The sequence below is a fragment of the Streptomyces sp. A1277 genome (assembly GCF_004795015.1).
In the GTDB taxonomy this organism is placed as follows: Bacteria; Actinomycetota; Actinomycetes; order Streptomycetales; family Streptomycetaceae; genus Streptomyces.
Genome location: NZ_SSBI01000009.1, coordinates 102665 through 125326, shown reverse-complemented (window position 1 = coordinate 125326; position 22662 = coordinate 102665). Strand labels below are relative to the sequence as shown.

The window sequence follows — 22662 nt, the reverse complement described above, 5'->3', positions numbered from 1 at the left end:
CGCGCGCGTCGGTCACACGGCCGAGAGGTCACCGGCCAGGGCGAACGCCGCGATGGTCTCCTTCAGCCCGTCGAACAGCCGCACCTCGGGCTCCCAGTCCAGCACCCGGCGCGCCCTGCCGATGTCGGGCCGCCGGCGCTGCGGGTCGTCCGGGCGCGCCTCGACGTAGTGGACGGGGGAGTGGCCGCCGGTCAGCCCGAGGACGTACTCGGCCAGCTCCCGCATGGTGATCTCATGCGGATTGCCGATGTTGACCGGGGAGGTCTCGCAGCTGCGGGCGAGGGCGAGGATGCCGCGCACCGTGTCGCTCACGTAGCACAGCGAGCGGGTCTGCGAACCGTCGCCCATGACGGTCAGCGGCTTGCCGGCCAGCGCCTGCTTGATGAACGTGGGCACGACGCGGCCGTCGTCGTCGCGCATGTCGGGGCCGTAGGAGTTGAAGAGCCGGGCGATCCCGGTGTCGACGCCGTACTCGTCGCGGAAGGCCACCGTCAGCGCCTCCGAGAACCGCTTCGACTCGTCGTAACAGGCCCGTGGGCCGACGGGGTTGACGTTGCCCCAGTAGTCCTCGCGCTGCGGGTGCACGAGCGGGTCGCCGTACACCTCCGACGTGGACGTGATGACGAACCTGGCACCCGTGTCGCGCGCCAGGCACAGCGCGTTGTACGTCCCGTGCCCGCCCGCCCGCAGCGTCGCCACCGGCATCCGGAAGTAGTCCGGCGGCGACGCCGGGCACGCCAGGTGCAGGACCAGATCGACCTGGTCGGATACGGAGAACGGCTCGACGATGTCCGCGTCGAGGAACGTGAAGCGGCGATGGTCCAGCAGATCGGCGATGTTCCGCAGCCGCCCGGTGCTCAGGTTGTCGACGCAGACGACGCTGTCCCCGGCAGCGAGAAGGGCGCGGCACAGATGGGAGCCGACGAAACCCGCACCGCCGGTCACCACCGCCCGCTTCGCCGTGTGTCCCGACAGACCCTCGGGTCGAGCGGTGTGGCTCATGTCCAACTCCCTACAGAGATGCAGCGACGGGTAGGGGGTACGCATCCGGTCCGGTGGCCGGGCCCCGGCGGCGGGAGGCAGGTCTCACTCCAGCATCGCCTCGACGATGTCGGCGGCCCGCCCCGCACCGCCCTCGGACCGCACCTCGGCGCGCAGCGCCGCCAGCCGGCCCCGGACCAGCGGGTCGGCCACCAGCCTGGTCACCGCGTCGCGCAGCGCCTCCGGGGTGGCGTCCGCGGTGTCGATACGCCGGGCCACCCCCCGCTCGACCAGCAGTTCGGCGGTGCTGATCTGGTCGGAGCCCTGCGGCACCACCACCATGCGCGCGCAGCTGCGGCAGGACCTGCATGTTGCAGTCCAGGAGCACGTTCAGCGTGGAGACCGGGTCCTGCACCCACGCCCCGCCGTCGTCCGGCAGGCGCCGCACCACGGGCACGAACTCGGCGCCGGTCCCGGTCAGCCGGTCCGCCACGGCCTCCCCGTTGGCGGCGGTCACCCGGTGCCCGCGCGCCACCAGTTCGGCCAGGACCTCGGATGCCGGGATCACATGACCGAGGAACGGCGTACCGATCATTGCGATGTGGGCTCGACGGCGGGTCAAGGCGGGATCACCACTCAAGGGCTCGGGACGGCGCGTGCCGCCCGCTCCGGTTGCGGGCGCAGATCAGCATGTCCGCCCCGATGCGCCGAGTGATCCCGCCGGCCGGGCTTCTGAGTGAATGCCTAGTGTGTGGGCGGGGCCTCGGGTTCCGGCTGGGGCGCCGGCTCGGCCGCGCGTCCCGACCTGGCCAGGACCCAGGCGGTGAACGCCTGGACGCCGTCCACGACGGCCTCGCAGCGCGCGGAGTGGAACAGGTCGAACGCGTGCTGCGCGCCGGGCAGTTCGGCGTACACCACCGCGCTGTTCGAAACGCCGCGCAGCCGGTCGACGAAGTACCGGGCGCCCTCGACGGTGGCCAGCGCGTCCTTGGTGCCGTGCGCGATGAGGATCGGCGGGGCGCCGGGGTTGAGGTAGGCATACGGCTGGTTCGGGGAGGGCGGCACGTCGGGCTCCGCGCCGAAGAAGAAGCCGTAGTAGCCGTAGAGGCAGATCGCCGCGGTGACCGAGGTGTCGGCCGACTCGAATCCGGGCTGGTACTGCGGGTCGTTCGGGGTGAGCGCGCACATGGCCGCCATGTTGGAGCCGGCCGAGCTGCCCGCCACGAACACCTTCGACGGGTCGGCGCCGTACTCGGCGGCGTGCTCGCGGGCCCAGGCGATGACCTTCTTGGCGTCGATCTGGTGACCGGGGAAGTCGGTCTCGGGCCGCAGCCGGTAGTTGGCGCTGATGCACACCCAGCCCTGAGAGGCGAGCCGGTAGAGCAGGGGGCGTGCCTCGCGGCTCTTGCCCCCGCTGGTGAACCCGCCGCCGTGGAAGTAGATCAGGACGGGGCCGTTCTGCGGGGCGTCGCGGCGCCGGTAGACGTCGAGCAGGTTGCGGCGGCCGGCGTCCCCGTAGCTGAGGTTGGGGATCCGCACCACGTCGAGGTTCCGCGTCAGGCGCCGCAGCAGCAGGAGGCGGGGCCAGGACGGCCGCGGTGGCTCGGGCACCAGGGACCGCCGGCCGGCGCCGAGCCCCTCGTCGAGGGCGCGCTCGACCACCCGCCCGGCCCGCAGGCCCCGCCAGACGGCCACGGCCATCACCGGGATGGTGGCGAGGGCGATCACGGCGGTCACCTTGCTGGCCGTGGAGTCCAGATCGCCCTGGGCCTCGGCCAGCGCCGTGGAGGCCAGCACGGCGAGTATGCCGATGACCGGGACCTCGTTGAGGACCATGCCGAACCAGAAGCTCAGGTTCGCCAGTGGCCGGGGCCGCCGCGGCGCGACAACGGAGAAGAAAGTGCACCAGGTGAGGAGTGCGGTGGACACCACGTATCCCATAGGCATGGTTGATCATATCCGTTTCAACTCTGGAAATAATCCCGGTACTTCCTCGCCTAGCGTTGCCATGTCATGGAGGTGACACACGTGGCTCTGGCATCCATTTTTGGTACGAATCAGTTCCGCTACGAACCGGGCGGGGTCATCGAGTTCTACGACCAGTACGCGGCGGTGCGCGAATCCTTCGCCCGGGCCGCGGCGTGGACCGGACTCGACGTCGAGGGCCTGGTGCGGCAGAACGGGGAGTACAGCGACGAGATCCGGCGGATCGCGGTGCCCGTCGGGCTGGCCGCGGCCCAGCTCGGCATCCAGGACGTGCTCGCCGAGAAGGGGCTGCGCCCGCACATGGCCGGCGGCATGAGCCTGGGCGGGATGGCCGCCTCCTGCGTCGCCGGAGCCTGCGACCGCCGGGAGCTCATGGGCCTGTTGATGCGCGGGGAGCTCCGGCCGGGCACGGCGGTGACGCCGCGGGAGCCGCAGCGGCAAGAGGCCCTTGCCGCCGCCTACCTCGGCCCGGACGACGACCCGGCCGACCTCTGCGCCGGCCGCGAGGGCGTCTATCTGAGCTGTGACTTCGGCTGGGACAAGGACCGCAGGGTGCGGGTCGCCATGCTCAGCGGCTACCGGGACGCGCTGGAGAAGCTCAGCGCCGACACCGGCGGCCTGGTCAGCGTCACCGAGGGCACCGATGTGGCGGAGCACAGCCCGCTGCGCGCGCAGGCCCAGGAGGTGACCCGCGAGCACATCGCGTCGATGCCGTTCACCGACCCCGCGCTGCCGCTCTGCTCGTCGCTGGAGCAGAAGGTCCTCACCCGCGCCGAAGAGGTGCGCGAGATGTTCACCGCCAACGTCGTCTCGCCGATCAGCCTGGTGCACCTGACCCAGGAGATGAAGCAGCGCGGCACCAGGCTGGGGCTGATCGTGGGCCCCTCGCCCAGCCTGGACGCGATGTACTTCCCCTTCCCCGTGGTCTGCGTCGACCACCCGGACGCGGTCCCGAGGGCCGTCGCGGCGGTCTTCGAGCACGGGGTGCCGCTGCGCCGGTAGCGCGTCGGCCCGCACCGGGGCGGCCGGACCGGCACGGCCGGCCGCCCCGAGCTGTTGCGGGGGCGGGGGCGGGGGCGGGGGCGGGCCCTACCCCGGCACCGCCTCCAGCCACTCCCGTACCGCCTGGGCCGTGCTCTCAGCGTGGCCCTCCATCAGGGTGAAGTGGCTGCCCGGCACGTCCCTTGTGGTGTGTGCCGTCTTCCACACCGTCCGCCAGTCCTCTCCTTCGAGCGAGGGGGCGAGCGGCTCCGAGGCCCGTACCAGCAGCACCGGAACGCCCAGCGGCTCCGCTTTCCACTCCGCGAACAGCTCCCCGTACCAGCTCATCGCCGTCAGCCGGGTGAAGTCGAGCCGCGCGAACGGGCTCTGTCGCTCGTGCAGCCCCTCGACCAGCGCGTCTCGGAACGAGGTCGCGGCGAGCGAGGAGTTGAGGACGGCGGGCGCGTAGCTGTCCAGCAGGACGACCGCGGTCGGGGGAGTGCCGGCCGCCTCCAGCAGACCGGCCACCGCGTGCGCGATCACCCCGCCGGACGACGACCCGACCAGGACGAACGGCTCTCCGTCCGCGCTCTTCAGCACGCGCTCCGCGTGCGCCTCGACCAGCTCCCGCCTGCTCGGCGGCAGTGGCGTGGACGTGTCGAACCCGGGATTGGGCAGCGCCCATACGGGGTGCTGCCCGCGGAGCGACGCGGCGATGCGGGCGTATTCGTGCGCACCGCCCAGTGCCACATGGGAGCTGACGCACACCAGCGCGGGCCCGGAGCCGCCCGAGGCGAGCCGCACCGGCTCGACCGGAGCCACGCCCCGGGGCCGGAGCAGCGCGGCGCTGCGCAGGAAGGCGAAGGCATCGTCGGTACGGCCGTCCGCGCACGCCTGCCGGAACAGCGCACCGAAGACGTCCGCCTCGGCGTCCGCCCCGTCCGCCGCGGGGCCGCCCGCACCTCCGTCGGCGAGCCGTTCGACCAGGTGGGCGGCGAGGGCGACGGCCGTGGGGTGGTCGAAGACCAGCGTGGTGGGCAGCCGCAGAGCGGTGGCCTCGCCCAGCCGGTTGCGCAGCTCCACGGCGGTCAGGGAGTCGAATCCGGCCTCGCCCAGCGACTGGGAGGGGGCGACCGATTCGGGGCCGGTGAAGCCCAGCACCGAGGCGACCTCCTGGCGCACCAACTCCACCAGTACGTCCTGCTGTTCGGCCGGCGGACGGCCGGTCAGGCGCCGCAGCAGCGACATCCGGTCCGCACCGGCGGCGGCGCGCCGCGCGGGGCCGCGCGCCAGTCCCCGCAGCAGCCCGGACGAGGTGGTGCGCAGGCGGGCGCGGTCGAAGCGGGCGGCCACCAGCACGGCGTCGTCGTGGGCCCCGGCCAGGCCGAGCGCCGCGTCGAACAGCGCCGCGCCCTGCTCCGGGGTGAGCGGACGCACGGCGCCCGCGGCGAGCCGGCGGCGGTCCGCCGTGGCCAGGCCGGCCGCGAGACCCGGGCCGGCGTCCGGCTGCTCCCACAGGCCCCAGGCCACCGACACCCCCGGCAGGCCCTGTGCGCGGCGCTGCTGCATGAGGGCGTCCAGGAAGGCGTTGGCCGCCGCGTAGTTGGCCTGTCCGGAGCCGCCGAGGACCCCGGCCAGGGAGGAGAAGGTGACGAACGCGGCGAGCTCGTCGCCCCGCTCCAGGACCAGGTCGGCCAGGTGCGCCACCGCGTCGGCCTTGGGCCGCAGGGTCGCGTCGAGCCGTTTTGGGGTGAGCGAGGTGATCACCCCGTCGTCCAGTACGCCGGCGGCGTGGATCACCGCCGTCAGGGGGCGGTCCAGGCTCTTCAGCAGCAGGGCGAGGGACGGGCGGTCGGCCACGTCGCAGGCGACCGCCCGCACCTCGGCCCCCCGGGCGGCGAGTTCCGCCGGCAGCTCGCCCGCGTCGCCGCCCCGGCCTGCCAGCACCACGTGCCGTACGCCGTGTTCGGTGACCAGGTGCCGGGCGATGACCCGGCCGATCATCCCGGTGCCGCCGGTGATCAGGACCACGCCGTCCGGGTCGAGCGGGGGCGGCGGCGGGACGGGGGCCCCGGCCGCGGCCCGGGCCAGACGGGGCGTCAGCACCGAGCCGGCGCGCAGCGCGAACTGCTCCTCGCCGGGCGCCGACGCCATGGCCGCGGCCAGCATCCGCCAGTCCTCCTGCGAGGAGGCGACGTCGAAGTCCGCGAGGACGATCCGCCCCGGGTGCTCCGACTGGGCCGAGCGGGCCAGCCCCCACACGGCCGCGTGCACCGGGTCGGTCACCTTCCCGACACCGGTGCCGACCACCGCGCCCCGGGTGGCGAGCACCAGCCGGGCCGAGGACAGGCTCTCCTCGGCCAGCCACTCCTGGATCAGCCGCAGCGCCTCGCCGGTGGCCCGGCGCACCGCCTCGGCAAGCGGGAGCCGGGGCGCCTGCGTGCACGGTGCCAGTACGTAGTCCGGCACGGCGTCGCCCCCGGCCGCCGCCGCGGCCAGAGCCGCCACGTCCGGGTAGGTCCCGGCGGAGACCCCGCGCCCCACCACGGCCCAGCGCCGGCCGTCCGCGTTCCGCTCCGGGGCGGGCAGCGGGCTCCACTCGACCCGCAGCAGGGCGTCGCGCGCGATGCCGGACTGCGCGATCCGGGGCTGGGCCGGCCGGGTCCTGAGCGCTCCGACCGCCACCACGGGGGCGCCGGACTCGTCGGTGGCCGAGAGGGCCACGTCCCCGTCGGCGCCACGGCTCAGCCGCACCCGCAGGACGGAGGCACCGGTCAGGTGCAGCCGCACCCCGCCCCAGGCGAACGGCAGGCGCAGCCGCCCGCCGCTCGCCGCGATGACGTCCGGGTGCAGACAGGCGTCCAGCAGGGCCGGGTGGATCCCGAACCCCTTGTCGCGGCCCGCGTCGGCCGGCAGCGCGACCTCGGCGAACACCTCGTCCTTCCGCCGCCACATCGCGCGCAGCCCCTGGAACGCGGGGCCGTAACCGAGCCCGTCGTCCGCCAACCGTTCGTAGATCCCGTCCAGTTCGACGGGTTCGGCGCCGGCGGGCGGCCATGGCGACGCGTCCTCGGCAGCGGCGGTTCCTCCGTCGCCCGCCGGGGCCGCGGTGAGGAATCCGGCGGCGTGCCGGGTCCACACCGGATCACCGTCGTCGTCCCCGTCGTCGTCGGTCCCGGCCGCGCAGGCGTGGATGCCGACCGGCCGGCGCCCCGTCCCGTCCGGTTCGCCCACCCGGACCTGGATCCACACCTCGCCGCTCTCGGACTCCGGCAGCACCAGGGGCGCCTCGATGACGAGGTCGTCCAGGACGTCCATGCCGGCCTCGTCGCCCGCGCGCAGCGCCAGCTCCACGAACCCGGTGCCGGGGAAGAGGACGGACCCGCCCACGACGTGGTCGGCGAGCCAGGTCTGGGACCGGGGCGAGAGCACGCCGGTCAGGACGACGCCGTCCCCGTCCGCGAGGCGCACGACGGCGCCGAGCAGCGGGTGGGCGGCCGCGCGCTGGCCCCACGAGGCGGGGTCACCCGACGAGGGAGGGGCCTGGAGCCAGTGCCGTTGCCGCTGGAAGGGGTACGTCGGCAGGTCCACGGTCCGGGGACGCAGACCGTCGAAGGCGGCCTCCCACTCCACGCCCACGCCCCGGACCCACGCTTCGCCGACGCTCGTCAGGAAGCGGTCCCAGCCGCCGTCGTCACGCCGCAGCGAGCCGGTCACCACGGCCGCGTCCTGCGCCACGTCGGCGACGGCGGCCGTCAGCACCGGATGCGTGGAGACCTCGACGAACGCGGTGTGCCCCTGTTCGGCCAGCGTCCGCGCGGCGTCGGCGAACCGTACCGGCCGGCGCAGGTTCGTCAGCCAGTAACCGGCGTCCATCGTCAGCGGGTCGGCCGGCTCCCCGGTCACCGTGGACACCACCGGCACCCGGCCGGCCCGGGGCTCGATACCGGCGAGGTCGGCCGTCAGCCGCTCGGCCAGTACGTCCATCGCGGGGGAGTGCGAGGCGTAGTCGACCGCGATCCGCCGGGCCCGTACACCCTGCTCGTCGCACCGCGCCAGCAGCGCTTCCACCGCGGACACCTCGCCCGAGACCACCACCTGGGACGGGCCGTTGACCGCCGCCACCGACACGCCCTCCGCCAGCAGCTCCGCCACCCGCTGGGCCGGCGCCGTCACCAACGCCATGGCGCCGGGCCCGGCCAGCTCCGCTATCGCCTTGCTGCGCAGGCACACCACCCGGGCCGCGTCCCGCAACGACAGCACCCCGGCCACGCAGGCCGCGGCGATCTCCCCTTGCGAGTGGCCCACCACCGCGGCCGGCTCCACGCCGAAGGAGCCCCACAGCGCGGCCAGCGACACCATCACGGCGAACGAGGCGGGCTGGACGACATCGACCCGCTCCAGCGGCGGCGCACCCTCCACACCGCGCAGCACATCCGTCAGCGACCAGTCCACGAACTCCGACAGCGCCGCCTCGCACTCGGCCAGCCGCGCCGCGAACACCGGGGAGGCGTCGGCCAGCGCCGTGCCCATGCCCGCCCACTGGGCGCCCTGCCCGGGGAAGACGAACACCGGCCTGCGGCTCGCGGCGGTGTCCGCCACTGCGGTGACCACATGGTCGGCCCGTTCGCCCGCGGCCAGCGCCCTCAGGCCGGCGGCGAAGTCCCCGACCACCACGGCACGGTGCTCGAACCGCGCTCGGCCGGTCGTCAGCGACCAGCCCACGTCCACCGCGCCGGCCCCACCGGCACCGCCCGGCGCCGCGAGCGCGGCCGCCTGCTCCCGCAGCGCCGCCTCACCGCGCGCCGACAGCACCCACGGCACCACGGCAGGACCGGCTTCCCGGTCCTCCGGTTGATCGTCTTGATCGTCACGGGGCTCCTCGGGGGCCTCTTCGAGGATCAGGTGCGCGTTGGTGCCGCTCGCGCCGAACGCCGACACACCGGCCCGCCGGGGCCGCCCGTCCGTCGCGGGCCACGGCCGGGCCTCCGTCAGCAGCTCGACCGCCCCCGCCGACCAGTCCACGAGCGGGGACGCCTCGTCCACGTGCAGCGTCCTCGGCAGCACCCGGTGGCGCATGGCCATCACCATTTTGATGACGCCCGCGACACCGGCCGCGGCCTGGGCGTGCCCGATGTTCGACTTCAGCGTGCCCAGCCACAGCGGTTCGCCGTCCGGGCGCTCCGCCCCGTACGTGGCGATGATCGCCTGCGCCTCGATCGGGTCGCCGAGCGTGGTGCCCGTGCCGTGCGCCTCGACCACGTCCACCTCCGCGGCCGGGAGGGACGCGTCGGCCAGGGCCTGGCGGATCACCCGCTGCTGCGCGGGGCCGCTCGGCGCGGTCAGGCCGTTGGAGGCGCCGTCCTGGTTCACGGCGGAGCCCTTCAGCACGGCCCACACGCGGTGGCCGTTGCGCCGCGCGTCCGACAGCCGCTCCAGCAGCAGCAGCCCCACGCCTTCGCCGAACGTCGTCCCGTCGGCGGTGGCCGAGAACGGACTGCACCGGCCGCTGACGGACAGCGCCTGCTGGCGGCCGAACTCGATGAACGGCGAAGGGGTGGACATCACCGTCACCCCGCCGGCCAGGGCCATCGAGCACTCGCCCGCCCGCAGCGACCGCGCGGCGAGATGCAGCGCCACCAGCGAGGACGAGCACGCCGTGTCCACCGTCATCGCCGGGCCTTCGAGCCCCAGCGTGTACGCGAGCCGGCCGGAGGCGACACTGCCCGCGCTGCCGTTGCCGAGATAGCCCTCCAGGCCCTCGGGAGCCGGGCGGCCCAGCAGCCGCGCGCCGTACTCGCCGGCCATGGCCCCGGCGAAGACACCGGTACGGGTGCCCTTCAGGGAGGTCGGGGCGATGCCCGCGCGTTCGCACGCCTCCCAGGCGCACTCCAGCAGCAGCCGCTGCTGCGGGTCCATGGCCAGGGCCTCGCGGGGGCTGATGCCGAAGAAGGCGGCGTCGAAGAGGTCGGCGCCGTCCAGGAACCCCCCGGTGCGGGCGTAGTCGGGGCCGGTCCGCTCCGCGTCCGGGCCGAGCGGCTGCGACAGGTCCCAGCCGCGGTCCCCGGGGTAGGGGCCCACGGCGTCCGACTCCTCGGCCACCAGCCGCCACAGCTCCTCCGGCGAGGTGACCCCGCCCGGGAAGCGGCAGGCGATGCCCACGACGGCGATCGCGGAGTCCGCCGCGTCCCCGCCCGCGGCGGCCGTGTCCTGCCCGTCCGGCACCCCCGTGCCGCCGGCGAGCTTCGCACCGAGGTGGGCCGCGACGGCCGCCGGTGTCGGGTAGTCGTAGACCAGCGTCGCCGGGAGCCGCAGACCACAGGCCGCGGCCAGCCGGTCGCGCAGCCGCACGGCCAGCACCGAGTCGACCCCCAGCTCCCGGAAGGCGACCTTTGCCGAAGCCGCCGCCGACCGCCCGAGCACGGCGCCGACCTCGCCCCGGACCAGGTCGAGCAGCACCTCCGCGCGCCCGTCCTCCGGCGCCTCGGCGAGCCGCCGCACCCACAGACCGGCCTCGCCCCCGGCCTCCCGCGGACCGCTCTCCTCCTGCGCACGCGACAGCACCAGCCGCCCCGGAGCCTTCGCCAGCGCCGGCCGCATCACCTTGCCCAGCGCGGTGCGCGGGAGCCGGTCCACCTCCCACACCTCGTGCGGGACCTTGTAGTACGACAGCTGCGCCCGGCAGGCGTCGATGAGCCGCTCGGCGTCGAAACCCCCGGGGCCGGGAACCACGTACGCGGCCGGGACCTCGCCCAGCAGCGGGTGCGGCCTGCCCGCCACGGCCACCTCCGCGACCCCGGGCAGCGGGGCGATGGCCGCCTCCACCTCCCCGGGGTGGATGTTCTCCCCGCCGCGGATGATCAGTTCCTTGACCCGGCCGGTGATGGTCAGGAAGCCGGCCCCGTCGATGCGGGCCAGGTCGCCGGTGCGGTACCGGCCGTCGCGCAGCACCTCGGCGGTGGCTTCGGGATGGCCGTGGTAGCCGAGCATCACGGCCGGGCTCTCGACCCACACCTCACCCTCGGCACCGCGCGCCACCGGCCGGCCGGTCGTCGTGTCGAGCAGATGGAGGGTCAGGCCGGGGACGGGCAGCCCGCAGGAACCGGGGACACGGGGCCCGGTGGGGGAGTTGGACGCGATCGGCCCGCCCGTCTCGGTGCTGCCGTAGCTGTCCAGGAGCCGTATGCCGAAAGCCTCTTCGAACTCCTCGTGCAGCCCGGCCGGGCAGGCGGCGCCGGCGACCATGCCGACCCGCAGATCCGGAGTGCCCAGGCCGGAATCCCGGGCCGCGCCGAGCAACTGCTGGTAGACCGTGGGGACGGCGCAGAAGAAGGTCGTCCGGTCCTCGCGCAGCGCCGTGACGATGTCGTCGGCCGCCAGACCGTCCACGATGTGCGCGGTGGCGCCGACGGCGACGACTCCGAGCACGCACAGGTTGTGCGCCACCGTGTGCGCCAACGGCAGCGGCCACAGGACCCGGTCCGCCTCGTCCAGGCCGAGCACGGGCCCGTAGCAGGCGGCCACCCCCCACAGGGCCATCCGGTGGGTGGAGAGCACCCCCTTGGGCTTGCCGGTGGTGCCGGAGGTGTACAGCATCCAGGCGACGTCGTCCAGACCGGCGTCGTCCCGGGCGGGCACCGGCGGCTCGCTGCCGGCCAGGGCGTCGAACAGCTCGACGCCCGGCGGCACCGGCCCGTCCCCGGTCACCACGACCCGCAGCCGCGGGTGCTCGGCGCTCAGCCGCCGCACCTGCTCCAGGTGCATGGGGTCGGTGATCAGCAGCACGGCGCCGCTGTCGCCCAGCAGGTGCCTGAGCTCGTCGTCGGAGGCGTGCGGGTTGAGCGGCGCGCCCACGGCGGCGGCCCGCGCGACGGCGAGGTAACCCTCCACCATCTCCAGGCAGTTGCCCAGCAGGAGCGCGGCGGTCTGCCCGCGGCCCAGGCCCAGGCGGGCCAGGTGGCCGGCGAGGCGGCGGGTACGCACGTCGAGTTCGGCGTAACTGACGTCCCGCCGCGCGTCACGGAACGCGATCTTGCCGCCGAGGCGTTCCGCGTGGGCCGGCAGCAGCTCGTGAAGGGGCTTGATGAGCTCGGCGCGCAGCATCTGCTGGTCAGCCTCTCGGGGTCGCTGTTCCATGGGCGGACGGGCTCTGCTCAGTACAGGCCCTCGGGCGTCTGCGAGCTGATCTGGAGCGGCTGCACGTTGGCCACGCCGTCGCACGGCCACTGCTCCGGGGTACGGAAGCGGATCGCCTGGTCCCGTTCGAGGATGTTCGGCAGGAACAGGTCCTCGTGCAGCACGGTCAGCCGCACCCGGCCCACCTCGCCGTACTCCACGACCCGGCCGGGGTCGGTCTTGTCGACCACGGCCATGGTGATCTGGGGAAAGTTCGGTACGTAGGGGAGCGTGGCGCCCCCGTCGGGCGAGTCGATGCCGTTGGCGCAGCCGAGGGTGTTGCCGTACGTGGTGGCGATGATCCCGCCGGGCATGGCCTCGGCGAACCTGTGGTACGCGTCGGCGGTGAACTGGGTGCCGCCGAGATAGACCCCGGACAGGCCCGCCATCAGATCGGGGCGGCGGTTGATCAGGGCGTGCACCGTGGCGGGGGTGCTGCGCAGGTAGTCGACGTGCGTGCTTTCGAGGATGTCGGTGATCTGCTCGACGACGTGGTCGACGTACTCCTCCATCTCGATCAGCCGACCGTTGCGGATCAGGTGCTTGATCCACCGCGTGTCGAGGTCGATGGAGTACACGGTGGCCGCGCACATGTCGGCGAGGTAGTCCGCCTCCTCACCGACGATGTGCGGCCCGGAGGGGCAGGCGTCGATCCAGGTGGCGCCGGTGCGGAACCCCGCCGTACGCGAGCCGTGGAGGCGCCAGGCGGCCCAGTGCGCCTCCATGGCATCGGTGTAGAGGATTCGCGAGGGCCTGCCGGTGGTGCCGCCGGACTCCCAGACACGGCCGGCGAGCGGCCGGGAAATGGCACCGGGGACGAGGTCGGCGGGGTCGAGGTCCCGCAGGACGGTGAGGTCGAAGTGACCGAACGCGGCCAGGTCGTCGTAGCCGCCGAGAGCGAGCGGGTCGAAGTCCAGCTCCGTACGGCGTTTGAGCCAGTAGGGGGAGCCGTGTTCGGGGTCGAAATGGCGCCGCAGCACGCGCCGCGTCCACTCGTCCAGGTCCTGGGCCAACCAGCCATCGGTCAGCGACCGCGACTCTTGCGTACTCATCGTCACCGACATGAGGGCAGTATCCGCGGGGACCTGATAGGGGATCCCCTAGTGCGGCCGCGCAGCGTGACCGGGCCTTCGGCGGCGTGCCTACTGTGCAGGTGTGCGTGTGCCCCCTGGAGCGCCCCACCCTTCGAGGAGATCAATGATGGCTGCCGAGACAGAGACCGCCGATGTCGTCATCGTCGGCGGCGGCCCCGTCGGGCTGCTGCTGGCATGTGAGCTGGGCATGGCGGGGGTGCGGCCGGTCGTCCTGGAGCGGCTGCCCGGGCCCAGCCCGGAGATCAAGGCCAACGGCCTGATCGGCCAGGTGGTCCGGTTCCTCGACCACCGCGGCCTCTACGAGCGGTTCGACGGCGTGGCCGGCGCGCCCCAGCCGGTCCCGGGCTATCTCTTCGGCGCCATCCCGCTGAACCTCGCCGCGCTGGGGACCAACCCGATGACGGTCCTGCCGGCGACCCAGCAGCGCATCGAGCAGGTCCTGCGCGAACGCGCCCACGAGCTCGGCGTGGAGATCCGTAGCGGTCACGAACTGACCGGCCTCCAACAGGACGAGGAGCGGGTGACCGCCCGGGTCCGCCACGCGGACGGCACGTACGAGCTGCACGCCCGCCATCTCGTCGGCTGCGACGGCGGCAGGAGCACCGTCCGCAAGCGGGCCGGCATCGACTTCGTCGGAGAGATCGGCCACGACCTGGTCTCCCGCGCCGCGTACGCCACGCTGCCCGCGTCGATGCTGGACCCGGACACCGGCGCGCTGGACGTGCCCGGCCACGGCCGGCTGAGCCCGGTGTTCACCTTCAACCGCACCCCGCACGGCATCTTCGCCTTCGCCGCCCTCCCGGACGGCAACCACCGCCTGCTCACCCTCGAATGGGGCGCCCCGCCGGAGGGCGACGACCGGCCGCTGACCATCGAGGACATGCGGGACAGCGTGCGCCGCGTCCTCGGCACCGATGTGCCCCTCACCGCCCCGTCCGGGCACGGCCCGCACATGCTGCGCCGCCTCGTCGGCCGCAACACCCGCCTGGCGGAGCGCTACCGCAGCGGCCGGGTGTTCGTCGCGGGCGACGCCGCGCACGTCCACTCCGCCGTCGGCGGGCCCGGGCTCAACCTGGGCCTCCAGGACGCCGCCAACCTCGGCTGGAAGCTGGCCGCGCAGATCCACGGCTGGGCGCCGCCCGGCCTGCTCGACAGCTACCACACCGAACGCCACGCGGCCGGACTCCGCGTCTTCATGCACACCCAGGCCCAGACGGCGCTCATGACCCCGGGCCCGGAAGTCACCGCGCTGCGCGACCTGTTCGCCGAGCTCCTGTACTCCACGGACAACATCCGCCGCATCGCCGACCTGCTGTCCGGCGACGACGTCCGCTACGCCACGGCATCGGCGCACCCGCTCGCCGGCCGGTTCGCCCCGGACCTCGCCCTGGAAACCGGCGCGGGCCCCGCACGCCTCGCCGAACTCATGCGCACCGGCCGGCCCGTCCTGCTCGACCTCGGCGGGGCGCCGTACCCGGCGCAGGCCGCGGCGGACTGGAAGGACCGGGTCGACGTCGTCGCCGCCAGGAGCCCCCAGCCGCCCGCGACGGCGCTGCTCGTCCGCCCCGACGGCTACGTCGCCTGGGCGGCCGCCCCCGACGAGCCGTCCGACGAGGCCCGGGACGGCCTGTGCCGCGCGCTGGCCGACTGGTTCGGCTGAGCCGGCGAGACCTGCCGGACCATGGACGCGTACGGGTGACGGGACCATGGACCGACGAGGGGCAGTGACGTGCGCGCACGCGGCATCAACTACGACACGGGGTTCCTGCCCGGACAGCAGTTCACCCGGAAGACCTTCCAAGCGGAGGCGGTCCGGCGCGAGATGGCGGTGATCGCCGGCGAACTGCACTGCGACGTCGTACGCGTCTCGGGCCGCGAACCCGGACGTCTGAGCACGGCGGCCCGGTACGCCGCCGACGCCGGCCTGGAGGTCTGGTTCGCGCCCTTCCCCGTGGACCTGCCCGCCGGACAGCTGCTGCCGTACTTCGCGGACTGCGCCCGGCGTGCCGAAGCGGTACGGCGCACCGGTGCCGAGGTGGTGTTCGTGACCGGGTGCGAGATCAGCGTCTTCTGCGGCGGCTTCCTCCCCGGCGACACCTTCGGCCACCGCATCCACACCATGGGCACCGACCCGCGGTGGTGGTCCACGCTCGACCGGGTCTCGGAACGCCTCAACGACCTCCTCGCCGAAGCCGCCGCCACCGTGCGCGCGCACTTCGGCGGGCCGGTCACCTACGCCTCCGGCCCCTGGGAGGCGGTCGACTGGACCCCCTTCGACCTCGTCGGCACCGACGCCTACCGGGCCGCCGACAACGCGGACACCTTCCGCACCCGCCTGCGCGAGTCCTTCCGCCACGGCAAGCCCGTCGCCGTCACCGAGTACGGCACCTGCGCCTACCGGGGGGCGGGCGACCTCGGCGGCATGGCCTGGGCCCCGCCGCCGGCCGGCCTCGTGCCGGACGAGGACGAGCAGGTGCGCTACCTCACCGAGCTGCTGACGGTCTTCGAGGAGGAGGGGGTGGACACCGCGCTGTGGTTCTCCTTCGCCGGCTACGACAAGCCGGGCGCGCACGACATCACCTCCTACGGCGTGGTCCGCATGCTCGACGAGGTCCGCTGGGAGCCGAAGAAGGTCTTCCACGCGATGGCGGACCGATACCGGCGCGGCTGACGGCCCCGGCCCCGCGGAGTACCGGACCCGTCTCCGTCAACCCGCAGCCGCGCATTCTGGTGCTTGCCCCTGTCCCCGGCGGAGCCGGACCTGCCGCGCCCCGCGCTGAACTACGGTCGGGCCGTGACTGAAGATGCAGCGGACGCGGATGTCCTTGTAGTCGGATACGGCCCCGTGGGGCAGGTCCTGTCGATCCTGCTGGCCCAGCACGGCTGGCGGGTCACCGTGGTGGAGAAGTACCTGGAGCCCTACAACCTGCCCCGGGCGGTCTCCTTCGACCGGCACGCCGGCCGCATACTCGGCACGATCGGCGTCGCCGACGCGCTCTTCCCGGTCAGCGAGCCGACCAAGGACTACGTCGTGGTCAACGGCGAGGGCCAGACGCTCATGCACTTCGAGCTGAACCAGGACGACCGCTACCGCTGGCCGGAGGCGACCTCCTTCTACCAGCCGGGCCTGGAGTCCGCCCTGGTCGGACGCGGCGACCAGCTGACCGGCCTGCGCGTGCTGCGCGGTTACGAGGCCGTCGACCTGACCGAGAAGGACGACTCGGTCCACCTGACCGTCCGCGGGGCGGCCGGCGAGCAGGTCCTCACCGCCCGCTGGCTGGTCGGCTGCGACGGCGCCAACAGCTTCGTACGCGACCACCTGGGCGTCTCGGTCTCGGCCTCCGACTACGCGGCCGACTGGATGGCCTGCGACGTCATGCCGCACGACCCCGAGCAGTTCCCCTCGCAGAACATCCAGGTCGCCGACCCGGCCCAGCCGCGCGTCGACCTCTCGGCCGGACCCTCCCACAGCCGCTGGGAGTTCATCCGGCTGCCCGACCAGCCCTTCGAGGACTTCGACTCGGTCGAGAACGCCTGGCGCCTGCTGACCCACTTCGGCGTCAACCCGGACAACGCGACGCTGCAACGCTATGTCGCCTACACCTGCCTGGCCCGCAACGCCGACCAGTGGCGCTCCGAAGGCCCCGGCCGGGTCTTCATAGCCGGCGACGCCGCCCATGTGATGCCCCCGCACGCCGGCCAGGGCATGTGCACCGGCATCCGGGACGTGGCGAACCTGGCCTGGAAGCTCCACCTCGTCCTCGCCGGCTCGGCCGGCGAGGACCTGCTCGACTCCTACGAGGCCGAGCGCCGCCCCGACGCCCAGCGGACCATCGACATGTCGGTGAACCTCGCCCAGCTGATCGGCATCGTCGACCCCTCCGTCGCCAACTACCGCGACAGCGCCCTGCTGGCCGTACGCGGCTCGGACGACGCCCCCTCCCGCGACCCGGAGGCGTTCGCCCGCCCCGGGGACGACGCGCTGAGGAACGGCCTGTTCCACGACGGCGCGGACGGCCTCTTCACCGGAGCGGACAGCCGGATCGTCCCCCAGGCCCGCACCAACCGCCCGCAAGCCGGCGAACTGTGCGGCGACGCCCTCGTCCTGCTCAGCACGGAAGACCCGCGGACCCTGGTCGACCCGGACCTGGCGGACCGGCTGACCGCGCTGGGCGGCTCGATCATCCACCTCACCCCCGAGATCGACATCGACGGCACCTACACCACCTGGCTGACCGAGGAGGTCCGGGCACCCTCCGCCCTGATCCGCCCCGACTTCCACGTCTACGGCGCCGCCCGCACCCGCACCGAGATGACCGACATGCTGAACGCGCTGCTCACCGGGGTGTCGGGGCGCCGCTGAGCCGGGCCCCCGGCGCGCTGCCGCCGGGTCAGTAGTCGCTGTTCACCGCGGCCCGCACCTCGCCGAGAGTGCTGTCGGCAACGGCGTTGGCCCGCTCATCGCCCTCGCGCAGAATCGCGCGGAGGTGGGCGCGGTCGGCCGCGTACGCCTTTCGGCGGGACCGGATGGGAGCCAGGAACTCGTTGACCGCCTCGGTCACCGTCCTCTTCAGCGCGGCGGCTCCCGCGGAGCCGATGTCGGCGGCGACCTGCTCGGGTGTCCGGTTCTGGCACAGGGCCGCCAGGAGCAGGAGGGAGGACACCTCCGGGCGACCGGCCGGGTCATAGGAGATGTGGCGTTCGGAATCCGTCGTGGCCCCCTTGATCAGACGGGCGGTCTCGTCGGCGTCGGCGGCCAGGGTGAGGGCGTTGCCACGGCTCTTGCCCATCTTGCCGCCGTCCGTGCCGAGCAGGAGGGGCGCGTCCGACAGCAGAGCATCGGGCCGGGGGAAGACGACGGAGCCGGCCCCGTAGCGGTCGTTGGAACGGCGGGCGATGGTCCGGGTGAGTTCCAGGTGGGGGAGCTGGTCCTTGCCGACCGGTACCAGGTTGGCCTTGCAGAAGAGGATGTCGGCGGCCTGGTGAGCGGGATAGGTGAACATCAGGCCGCTCACGGAGGACTGCCGCGAGTGGGTGATCTCGTCCTTCACCGTGGGATCGCGTTCGAGCTCGGCGACGGAGACCAGGCTGAGGAAGGGCAGCAGCAGTTGGTCGAGAGCCGCCACGGCGCTGTGCGTGAAGATCGTGCTGCGTGCCGGGTCCACGCCGATGGCCAGGTAGTCCAGGACCAGTTCCTCGACATGCCCGGCCAGGTCGTCCGCGACGTCGCGGTCGGTCAGTACCTGGTAGTCCGCGATGATGACGTACAACTCCACGCCGAGGTTCTGGAGACGTACCCGGTTGTGCAGCGTGCCGAAGTAGTGGCCGAGATGCAGGCGTCCGGTCGGACGGTCTCCGGTCAGCACCCGGAACTGCCCCGGGTCCTTGCAGGCCCCGGATACCGGCCGAAGCGTTCTGTGTCGCCTCGCGTGCTTCGGTCAGGGCTCGCTGCCTGAGGTCGCCGCCGAACAACTGAATCGTGGTGGCGGCCAGGACGTCATCCCTGCCGATGGTCCGTCCGCCCCCCTTGCGGGCGGACGGGGCCGGCAGGGAATCCTTGAGGGGCGGGAGTGGGGCCGGTTCGCCCGGCGTCACCAGGGTGACTGTACCGAAACGTTTGACCCCGCCCTCGCGGACGACCATGGCCGCGTCCCGGGCGAGGTCCGTCAGGAACACGCTCGCGATTCCGTCCAGGTCGCGGACCATCGCCGGGACGGCCCTCGCCCCCGTCGAAGCGACAACTTCTGCCCCGGAGAGGGGCCACCGCCACGTCCGCGGCGTCCAGCCGCCGGACCGCCCCCTACGTCACGGCGCCCCGGATGCCGAGGGCGATGAGGACCGCTGACGTGACCTTGGCGGCGGTTCGCTTGAAGCGGGGGCGGCGCAGTGCGTGTGAGGCACGCAGGATGAGGAACGTCCAGACGGTGAGCCAGAGAGCGATCAGCAGGGCGTGGGCGGTGGCCAGCGTGAGGATTTGGGTGCCGAAGGGCTGACGGGGTGCGATGAACTGGGGGACCAGGGTCAAGTAGATGGCCGCCGCTTTCGGGTTGAGGACGTTGGCGAGCAACGCCTGGGTGAAGACGGAGTCCGATCCCTTCGGCGGGCGCCGGCGGACGGGGCCGGGGGCGGGCGCCGCGTTCGGTGTGGCGGAGCGCCATGTCCATAGGCCCAGGCCGATGAGGTAGACGGCGCCGATCAGCTTGACGGCGGTGAAGGCCACGCTGGAGTGCATGACCAGGGCCGAAAGGCCGGCTGCGGCGAGAGCGGCGTGGATGTACAGGCCGGTGACGGTGCCGAGGATGACGGGTGGAGCCTGGCCCCGACCGCTGTCGGTGACGTGTTGGATCAGCAGGGCCAGGCTGGCTCCGGGGGTGGCGATCAAGGGGAGGACCGCCACCAGGAACCCGGCGACGGCGTAGGGGTGGACCACGGTGCCTCCGGTTCGTGCGAGCGGGAGAGATCAGAGCACGACGCGGTAGTGCGTGGTCAGGCGCCGGTCGTCGTCCAGGACGTGGAAGGCGAGGCCGGGCGGCTGGTCGCGGTCTGCGGCCGCGTCGCCCTCCCAGGGCATGCGCAGCGTCCAGGTGGTGGCCGGTCCGGTGATCAGGGGACGGGCGGCGAAGGTCGAGGCGGCCGCGGTGTGGGCGTGGCCCGTGAGGACGGCGGCGACCTGCGGGTGCGCGTCGAGCAGGTCGGCCAGTGGTCCGGGCTCTTCGAGCATGCAGGAGTCGGGCAGGGGGTGATGGAGTGCGACCGGCGGCTGGTGGAAGGCGATCAGCGCCGCGCGGTCCCGCGGCAGCGCGGTGAGGATGGTGTCGATCCAGGCGAGCGTCTGGGCGTCGAGGCGTCCTTCGTCCCGGCCCGGGATGGTGGAGTCGCACATCAGGATGGTGGTGCCGGCGACGTGGTGGACCCGGTTGACGGGGCCGGCGTCGGCGGCCTCTTTGAGCAGGGCCTTGCGGTAGGCCGGTCGCGCGTCATGGTTCCCGGGACACGTGAGCACGGGGAAGTCGGCGCTCAGGATCCGAGCCGCCTCCTCGTACTCGGCCTCCTCGCCGTGATCGGCGATGTCCCCGGTGACCAGGAGCGCGTCGACCGGGTGGGGGAGGGCTCGTACGTAGTCCATGACGCGGGTGGCGCGCAGGGTCGCCCGCTCGGTGCCGTCCAGGTGCAGGTCGCTGATGTGTGCCAGCAGCAGCGTCATTCCGCGGTCTCCTCCTATGGGCGGGCTCGGCCGCCCTCCTGCGCCGGCAGGGCGTCTCCACCACACCGGCTTCTAACGGAAGTTTTTGATTTGCCGTTAGAGACCTTAGGGTGTGCGCAGGATGTGATCAAGTGGCTGACGACCTGACACCGAGCGGGAAGGGGATGCCTGGTGGAGCAATGGCTGCCATTGGAACTGGCGAGCACGGTTCGCCACGACGGAGAGGGTGGCGTCGCCGACGACCTCGCCACGGTCCAGGGAACGACGGACTGGATCCGGAAGCAGGGGCATCTGCTGGCCGGCCGCATTCCGGCCGGAGGACTCGCGGCAGACGAAGACCTCCGGCTCGGGATCATCGAGCTCCGGCAGGCGGTCCGAGCCCTGTTCGCCCGGTTGGTCAGTCCCGCTCCCCCCAGCCCGGCGGACGCCCATCGCCTGATGACCGCCGACCAGGCGATGGACCGCCTCAACGCGGCTGCCGCGCGGGAACCGGTCGCCCCGCAGCTGGACTGGCCGGTCGGCGGAGCCCCTGCCGCCCGGCTGCTGTCCGCCGAAAAGGATCCGTACGTTCGACTTCTCGCGGCCCTGGCCCGAGCGGCCATCGACTTCCTCAGCGGTCCGCAGAGCACGCGGCTGCGATCCTGTACCGCGCCGCGCTGCGTGCGCTACTTCGTCAAGAGCCACGGCCGGCAGGAGTGGTGCAAGCCGTCCTGCGGGAACCGCGCCCGAGCGGCCCGCCACTACAACCGCCGGCGAACGGCAGCCGACGGCGGGCCCACCTTGTCCTGATCGCTCGGGGGGCCTGATCGATAGGGGCGCCTGAAACCCGGGGAGCCCGAAAAGGGCAGGGGCTCCGGCGAAGCCCGCGGCTACGCTCATCGGCATGCTGAACCTTGTTCCGTTGAACGATGCCCTGCTCTCCGTCGTGGGCACCCCCGAACAGGCCGAACTGCTCGACAGCAGTCCGCGGTCACGGGTGTGGCGGGTGCGGCCGGCCGGCCGGCCGCCGGTGATCGTCAAGCAGATCACCGACGACGGGGACGCGGGCGCGGACGCGGACACGCGCTTCGCGCGGGAGCTCGCCGGGCTGCGCCTGGCGGGCCGGACCTCCGGGCCCGCCGTGGCCCCCGCGGTGCTCGCCACGGACCCGTCCTCGCGGGTGATGGTCCTCGAGTACGTGGACGACCTCGGCAGGACGGCCGACTGGATGCCGGGGTACGCCGAGTCGCTCGCCCGCCTGCACGCCCTGACCGGACCCGCCGACGCCGGCGCGCTCCCGGCCTGGTCGGGGCCCACGGCCACCGACGCGGAGTCCTTCCTCACCCTGGCCCGGGCGCTCGACGTGCCCGTACCGTCCATCGTTCCGGACGAACTCGCCGGTCTCCTGGAGCGGCTGGACCCCACCGGCCACCACGCGCTGCTGCACGGCGACCCCTGCCCCGGCAACGATCTGCGCACCGCCGAGGGCGTCCGCTTCGTCGACTTCGAGCGGGCCTCGCTCGGCAACGGACTGCTCGAACTCGCCTACTTCCGCATAGGTTTCCCCACCTGCTGGTGCGCCATGTCGGTCACCGCGGCCCCGCTCGCCGAGGTCGAGGACGTCTACCGGAGCACCTGGCGCGGCCTCACCGGGAAGGACGTGCCGGGTGACCTCGCGGACGCGTGCGCGGGCTGGCTGATCCAGGGCGACGCCCTGGTCGAGCGGGCCCACCGCGGAACGGCCGACCAGCTCGCCCGGGTGCCCGTCGAGGACTTCGAGTGGGGCTACGTCTCCGCCCGCGAGCGACTCGTCCACCGCCTGGGCGTGGTCGCCGGCATGACCCGCGACCACGACCACCTCCACGCCCTGGGCCGCCTCAGCTCCGCCCTGGCCGACCGCCTGCTCGCACGCTGGACGGGACTGCGCCCGCTGCCCACGCCCGACGCCCGGCCCTGGTATTAGGGCGTGCCGCAGGTCAGGTCCTCGGCCCCGCCGGTCGTGCCGGACGGAGCCGGCCCCTCCCCCTCGGCCGCCTTCTTCAGCCCGGCGATCCATTCGGCGGCCTGAGGTGGCCGGGGAGGCGGGCGACGGTGTCGAGGCGGTCCGGCGGGCGCGGCAGCTGCGGCCGGACGTCGTCCAGATGGACGTGCGGATGCCCCGCCTCAACGGCATCGAGGCCACCCGGCAACTCCTCGCGGAGCCCGGCGAACCGCGACTGAGTACAGCCGGCGCGGCCGCCCGGACGCGGTCAGGGCACACGC

The 22662-nt window shown here is 73.5% G+C and carries 13 protein-coding genes and 3 pseudogenes; 7 read left to right on the top strand and 9 right to left on the bottom strand.

Features of this window, described 5'->3' with window-relative positions; all coding sequences use genetic code 11:
- Positions 1-12: 12 nt before the first annotated feature.
- The 3 genes from E6R18_RS08830 to E6R18_RS08820 form a co-directional block, all read right to left on the bottom strand.
- Positions 13-1002: a UDP-glucuronic acid decarboxylase family protein gene (locus tag E6R18_RS08830; RefSeq protein ID WP_136316287.1), complete on the bottom strand. Its 990-nt coding sequence runs from the start codon at positions 1000-1002 to the stop codon at positions 13-15.
- Positions 1003-1086: 84 nt separating this feature from the next.
- Positions 1087-1323: a hypothetical protein gene (locus E6R18_RS34775; protein ID WP_240799656.1), complete on the bottom strand. Its 237-nt coding sequence runs from the start codon at positions 1321-1323 to the stop codon at positions 1087-1089.
- Positions 1324-1725: 402 nt separating this feature from the next.
- Positions 1726-2928 carry an alpha/beta hydrolase gene (locus E6R18_RS08820; RefSeq protein ID WP_136316286.1) on the bottom strand — a complete coding sequence of 401 codons (1203 nt, stop codon included), beginning with the start codon at positions 2926-2928 and terminating at the stop codon, positions 1726-1728.
- An 81-nt stretch (positions 2929-3009) separates the two neighbouring features.
- On the opposite strand from E6R18_RS08820, the gene E6R18_RS08815 reads away from it, so the two are divergent.
- Positions 3010-3969: an ACP S-malonyltransferase gene (locus E6R18_RS08815; protein ID WP_168712304.1), complete on the top strand. Its 960-nt coding sequence runs from the start codon at positions 3010-3012 to the stop codon at positions 3967-3969.
- Positions 3970-4056: 87 nt separating this feature from the next.
- Here the strand turns inward: E6R18_RS08815 and E6R18_RS08810 are convergent, their stop codons facing one another.
- Positions 4057-12084: a type I polyketide synthase gene (locus tag E6R18_RS08810; protein ID WP_240799655.1), complete on the bottom strand. Its 8028-nt coding sequence runs from the start codon at positions 12082-12084 to the stop codon at positions 4057-4059.
- A 17-nt stretch (positions 12085-12101) separates the two neighbouring features.
- The gene (locus E6R18_RS08805; protein WP_136316284.1) at positions 12102-13175 is read right to left on the bottom strand and encodes an arylcarboxylate reductase; all 1074 of its coding nucleotides are present in this window, start codon (positions 13173-13175) and stop codon (positions 12102-12104) included.
- Positions 13176-13323: 148 nt separating this feature from the next.
- Between E6R18_RS08805 and E6R18_RS08800 the strand changes: the two genes are divergently transcribed.
- The 3 genes from E6R18_RS08800 to E6R18_RS08790 all read left to right on the top strand — a co-directional run bounded on the left by E6R18_RS08800 (position 13324) and on the right by E6R18_RS08790 (position 17580).
- Positions 13324-14877 (top strand): FAD-dependent monooxygenase, encoded by a 1554-nt coding sequence (locus E6R18_RS08800; protein WP_240799654.1) that lies wholly within the window; start codon positions 13324-13326, stop codon positions 14875-14877.
- A 69-nt stretch (positions 14878-14946) separates the two neighbouring features.
- Complete coding sequence (locus E6R18_RS08795) at positions 14947-15888, top strand: hypothetical protein (RefSeq protein ID WP_136316282.1); 942 nt, start codon at positions 14947-14949, stop codon at positions 15886-15888.
- A gap of 123 nt (positions 15889-16011) precedes the next feature.
- On the top strand, positions 16012-17580 hold the full coding sequence (locus E6R18_RS08790; protein ID WP_136316281.1) for a bifunctional 3-(3-hydroxy-phenyl)propionate/3-hydroxycinnamic acid hydroxylase: 1569 nt from the start codon (positions 16012-16014) through the stop codon (positions 17578-17580).
- Between the two features lie 28 nt (positions 17581-17608).
- Here E6R18_RS08790 and trpS read toward each other — a convergent pair.
- From trpS to E6R18_RS08770, 4 genes and pseudogenes are all read right to left on the bottom strand, one after another.
- Positions 17609-18604 (bottom strand): annotated as a pseudogene (gene trpS, locus E6R18_RS08785) (tryptophan--tRNA ligase); the annotation flags it as partial.
- A 16-nt stretch (positions 18605-18620) separates the two neighbouring features.
- Positions 18621-18962 (bottom strand): annotated as a pseudogene (locus tag E6R18_RS34770) (hypothetical protein); the annotation flags it as partial.
- Positions 18963-19017: 55 nt separating this feature from the next.
- Positions 19018-19647 carry a LysE family translocator gene (locus E6R18_RS08775; RefSeq protein ID WP_136316280.1) on the bottom strand — a complete coding sequence of 210 codons (630 nt, stop codon included), beginning with the start codon at positions 19645-19647 and terminating at the stop codon, positions 19018-19020.
- Between the two features lie 30 nt (positions 19648-19677).
- Entirely contained in the window at positions 19678-20421 is a 744-nt protein-coding gene (locus E6R18_RS08770) for a metallophosphoesterase (RefSeq protein ID WP_136316279.1), read from the bottom strand.
- A gap of 171 nt (positions 20422-20592) precedes the next feature.
- On the opposite strand from E6R18_RS08770, the gene E6R18_RS08765 reads away from it, so the two are divergent.
- The 3 genes and pseudogenes from E6R18_RS08765 to E6R18_RS34765 form a co-directional block, all read left to right on the top strand.
- Positions 20593-21210: a CGNR zinc finger domain-containing protein gene (locus E6R18_RS08765; RefSeq protein WP_136316278.1), complete on the top strand. Its 618-nt coding sequence runs from the start codon at positions 20593-20595 to the stop codon at positions 21208-21210.
- Positions 21211-21304: 94 nt separating this feature from the next.
- Complete coding sequence (locus E6R18_RS08760) at positions 21305-22363, top strand: phosphotransferase (RefSeq protein ID WP_136316277.1); 1059 nt, start codon at positions 21305-21307, stop codon at positions 22361-22363.
- 91 nt (positions 22364-22454) lie between these two features.
- A pseudogene (locus tag E6R18_RS34765) lies at positions 22455-22607 on the top strand (response regulator); the annotation flags it as partial.
- Positions 22608-22662: the final 55 nt, after the last annotated feature.

Coding starts and splice junctions, on each gene's coding strand:
- E6R18_RS08830 (WP_136316287.1), bottom strand. CDS start 1,002: ATGAGCCACACCGCTCGACCCGAGGGTCTGTCGGGACACACGGCGAAG.
- E6R18_RS34775 (WP_240799656.1), bottom strand. CDS start 1,323: ATGGTGGTGGTGCCGCAGGGCTCCGACCAGATCAGCACCGCCGAACTG.
- E6R18_RS08820 (WP_136316286.1), bottom strand. CDS start 2,928: ATGCCTATGGGATACGTGGTGTCCACCGCACTCCTCACCTGGTGCACT.
- E6R18_RS08810 (WP_240799655.1), bottom strand. CDS start 12,084: ATGGAACAGCGACCCCGAGAGGCTGACCAGCAGATGCTGCGCGCCGAG.
- E6R18_RS08805 (WP_136316284.1), bottom strand. CDS start 13,175: ATGAGTACGCAAGAGTCGCGGTCGCTGACCGATGGCTGGTTGGCCCAG.
- E6R18_RS08800 (WP_240799654.1), top strand. CDS start 13,324: ATGGCTGCCGAGACAGAGACCGCCGATGTCGTCATCGTCGGCGGCGGC.
- E6R18_RS08770 (WP_136316279.1), bottom strand. CDS start 20,421: ATGACGCTGCTGCTGGCACACATCAGCGACCTGCACCTGGACGGCACC.
- E6R18_RS08760 (WP_136316277.1), top strand. CDS start 21,305: ATGCTGAACCTTGTTCCGTTGAACGATGCCCTGCTCTCCGTCGTGGGC.